This window comes from Candidatus Binataceae bacterium (assembly GCA_035294265.1).
Taxonomy (GTDB): Bacteria; Desulfobacterota; Binatia; order Binatales; family Binataceae; genus DATGLK01.
Genome location: DATGLK010000090.1, coordinates 1 through 4,010 on the forward strand (window position 1 = coordinate 1; position 4,010 = coordinate 4,010).

Genomic DNA, 4,010 nt, shown 5'->3' on the forward strand with positions numbered 1-4,010 from the left:
CTGCGGCTTGCGACCCTGTGCCACCACTGGCGTCGACCCCACTCCCACCATCAGCAAGGCCAGCACTACCCCCGCTCCCACCGTTGCGCCGACCCCGCTCAGGGTCCGCCCCATCGGCCATCTCATCTCGGTCATCCTCCCGCGGCGCTTTGCCGCGATTCGTCGGTCAAGCCGCTTGTCCAGGCAGGTAAGCTGTCCAGGTCCGACCGCGCGATTTCCTTGAAGATGTTTGTTAGCGGCTTGGGTAGTCCAAGGTCAAGCGAGTCAACCTCACCGCGGCAAAGCGCTGTTCAGTGGGAGTATGGTCTTGAGATTGCCTAAGCGTGATAGGGCGCTGGGTCCGCCGAGCGGTTCGCGACGGCAACGGCGTCGCTCACCATCAGCCGGCGGCGGCGCGGCAATAAGCGCGCCGAATTGAGCATAAAAGCCAATTCCGAGGTAACGTGAATCAAGGCCGCCAGGGCTGGGCTGAGCAGGCCAGCCGACGCCAAGCAGATGCCAATTAGGTCCACTGCGATAGTGCCTGCGAAATTGAACCAGATGATTCGACGAGTCCATCGTGCAATGGCGACGGTCTGGGCAAATTTCGCCAAGTCGTTGCCCAGCAGTACCACGTCGGCGCTCTCGCGGGCGACGTCGGTACCCGATCCCATCGCTACCCCGACGCTTGCCTGGGCCAGCGCGGGAGCGTCGTTAACGCCGTCGCCGACCATCGCAACCACGCGGCCGGCGGCCACTAACCGCTTGACGCGATCAAGCTTCATCTGGGGTAAAAGCTCGGCTTCGACCTGATCGATTACAAGTTCGCGCGCCACGGCTTCAGCGGCGGGCTTGGTGTCGCCTGTCAGCAACACGCTGCGGATACCCAGGTTTTCCAGGGCCCGGATCGCTCGGCGCGCCTCCGGGCGCACGCTATCAGCGATCGCAATCGCGCCAAGCAGGCGTCCCCTGCGGGCCACGAATACTTGTGACGTGCTGTGGGCGTCGAGGGCGAAGTCGGCTGGGAGCTCGATCGCATGCTCGATCAGCATTGCGCGATTGCCAACTAGAACCGTATCGCCGTCGACCACCGCCGCGATACCTCGGCCAGGCAGGTAGTCGAAACGCTCGGGTTCGCGCGGCATACAGTTGGCGGCAATGGCATATTCAACGATAGCCTTGCCCAGCGGATGCTCTGAGCGGCTTTCAGCCGCGGCCGCCGCCCGCAAAATTTCGTCTTGCGCCACGCCCTTTGCCGCGATCACCGCCTGCACCGTCGCATGGCCAAAGGTCAACGTGCCGGTCTTATCGAGGACAACCGTATCGACTCGGCCCAAAGTTTCCAGATGCAAACCGCCTTTAATAACTGCGCCCAGGCGGGCCGAGCGACCGATGCCGCCCAGAATCGCCAGCGGCGTACCGGCTGCGATACCGCAGGCGCCGGCGACGATGATCACGGAAATGGTCGAGCGAGCGTCGCGCGTGCCGATGAACGTCAGCGCCGCGGCGGCTAGCGCGAAATAGACCAAATAGCCGGCCAGCCGATCCGCCAGCTGTTGTACCGGTGCGCGCGAACGTTCGGCATGCTCGACCGCTTCAATTATCCTGCCGTAACTGGTGTCGCGCCCGACCCTCACCACCCGGATCTCCAGCACCCCGGATTGGTTGATCGTACCCGCATACACTTGGCCGCCAGGAAGCTTCTCCACCGGCATCGACTCGCCCGTAATGCGCGCCTGGTCCACGAATGAATGGCCGCCGATCACGACTCCGTCCACGGGCAGCAGCCCGCCCGGATTGACCAGGACGCAATCGCCGTCGCGTAACTGCTCGCTGGCCACCTCGCGCAGGCCATCGGCACGGCGCACAAGCACCGCCCGTGGCAGCGATTCCATCAGGTCTTTGATAGCGCGGCGGCCACGGGCGACCGTCATGTGCTCGAGCACCTCGGCAATCAATACGAACAGCGTGATGACAAGGGCGGTGAAGAACTGGCCGATCGCAGCAGCGGCGAGGATCGCGATGCTCATGGAAAGTTCCATGGTCATACGCCGCGCGGCGGCGTTCTCGGCCGCCTCCCTGAAGATCGGCCAACCGCCGATCGCAATGCCTAGCGCGCCGACCAGGCTGAACCGTGGCAACGGTTCCCATGCGCCAAACCACAACGCCGTCGCGGCCAGCGCCACCAAGACGATACGCGCGGCCTCGACCCGGCGGAAGGGGTGCTCTCCTTCGCCCGGCTCGGGCGCCGCGGCGAGGGCTTCGGCTTGGGTCCGATCGATCAGAACCGAGCTTTTCGCTACGCCTTGCTCTTCCATGAAGGAGGTTGGGCGCTACTTCAAATAGGCTTGAACGATCTCAATGAGTTCTTCGGCGCCCTTGGCCCGCGCACCGCGCTCGCGATCGGGATCGACCACATGCATCCTGATATGATCCTCGATTATCTCCGCCATCAGGCTGTTCATTGCCCCGCGCGCCGCAACTACCAGATGGAGGACGGCGGCACAGCCTTTTTCTTCCTCTACCGCGCGCTCCAGCGCCTCCACCTGACCGCGTACCCGGCGCACTCGATTCAACAGCTTGATCTTTTCCTTGACGGTATGGGCCATGACCGTCTCAACCTTAATTCTTGATACCCTCCCCGGTATGGTAATTCGCCGCCATGCCAAAGTCCAGCGGCTTGCAAGCGCACGCTGGCGATGCGAATTTACCAGCAAGCTTCCGGAGGGTAATGCGGTACATGCGCAATATTCTGATAGCGGCCGCGGTTTTGCTTGGTGTGGCCTTGGCAGGCGGAGCGACGGCCAACTCCTCAGCGGACAGCGGCGAACTTGTCTTGGAACATCGTCTGGATGCGCAGATCCACCCGAGCGATCTGCGCGCCTGGATGAAACCACTGACGGCCGAGCCCAATCACGTCGGCTCCCCGCACGACAAGCAAAACGCCCAGCAAATCCTGGCTTGGTTCAAGAGCTGGGGTTGGAACGCGCACATTGAAACCTTCTGGGTGCTCTATCCGACTCCCAAAAGCGAAACCCTGGAGATGGTGGCGCCCATCCCCTTCAAGGCCACCTTGCAGGAGCCCCCCATCCCGGGGGATACCAGCGCGACCGCGACCCAGCCCGCGTTGCACGCTTATGCCGTCTATCAAGGCGACGGTGACGTCACGGCGGAGCTGGTTTATGTCAATTACGGGATGCCCCAGGACTACGAACGGCTGCAGCGCATGGGTATCAGCGTCAAAGGCAAGATCGCTATCGCACGCTATGGCGAAGGATGGCGCGGTTTGAAGCCAAAGCTCGCCCAGGATCACGGAGCGCTTGGCTGCATTATATATTCCGACCCTCAGCAGGACGGCTACGCCGACGCCCGCACTTATCCTGCCGGGCCGATGCGACCGGCGCGCGGCATTCAGCGCGGCTCGGTCAGCGACATGGCGCTATATCCCGGCGATCCTCTCACTCCAGGAATCGGGGCGACACGCAATGCCAAGCGCCTGCAGATCTCCCAGGCCACCACTATTCTGAAAATTCCTACTTTGCCGATCTCCTACGCCGACGCTCAGGTGCTGCTCTCCCAGTTGGGCGGGCCGCCAGCGCCGGCCAATTGGCGCGGCGCGCTGGGAATTACCTATCATGTCGGCCCTGGCCCGGCCAAAATTCACTTGGCGGTCAAGTCCGACTGGAGCCTCAAGCCCATCTACGACGTGATCGCGGTCATGCCGGGCGCCTACTATCCGAACCAATGGGTGATTCGCGGTAATCACCATGACGCTTGGGTGTTCGGCGCCAGCGATCCGATGTCGGGTCAGGTCGCATTATTGGCCGAAGCTCAGGCGATCGGTGCCTTGGTCAAGCAGGGATGGCGTCCCAAGCGGACGATTGTCTATGCGAGCTGGGATGGCGAGGAGCCGATGCTCTTGGGATCGACCGAATGGGGCGAAACCCACGCCGCCGAATTGCGCCAGAAGGCCGTCCTATACATCAACTCCGATACCAACGCGCGCGGTTTTCTAATGGCCGAAGGCAGCC

3 protein-coding genes are annotated in these 4,010 nt (G+C 62.8%); 1 reads left to right on the forward strand and 2 read right to left on the reverse strand.

What is annotated here, in order from left to right:
- Positions 1–317: 317 nt before the first annotated feature.
- A complete protein-coding gene (locus VKV28_13970; protein HLH77905.1) occupies positions 318–2,297 on the reverse strand; it encodes a cation-translocating P-type ATPase in 1,980 nt (659 codons plus the stop codon).
- A gap of 15 nt (positions 2,298–2,312) precedes the next feature.
- Entirely contained in the window at positions 2,313–2,588 is a 276-nt protein-coding gene (locus VKV28_13975; protein HLH77906.1) for a metal/formaldehyde-sensitive transcriptional repressor, read from the reverse strand.
- Between the two features lie 131 nt (positions 2,589–2,719).
- Here VKV28_13975 and VKV28_13980 point away from each other — a divergent pair.
- Positions 2,720–4,010, forward strand: a 1,291-nt coding sequence (locus VKV28_13980) for a M28 family peptidase (GenBank protein ID HLH77907.1), incomplete at its 3' end; no start/stop codon positions are given.

Coding starts and splice junctions, on each gene's coding strand:
- VKV28_13975 (HLH77906.1), bottom strand. CDS start 2,588: ATGGCCCATACCGTCAAGGAAAAGATCAAGCTGTTGAATCGAGTGCGC.
- VKV28_13970 (HLH77905.1), bottom strand. CDS start 2,297: ATGGAAGAGCAAGGCGTAGCGAAAAGCTCGGTTCTGATCGATCGGACC.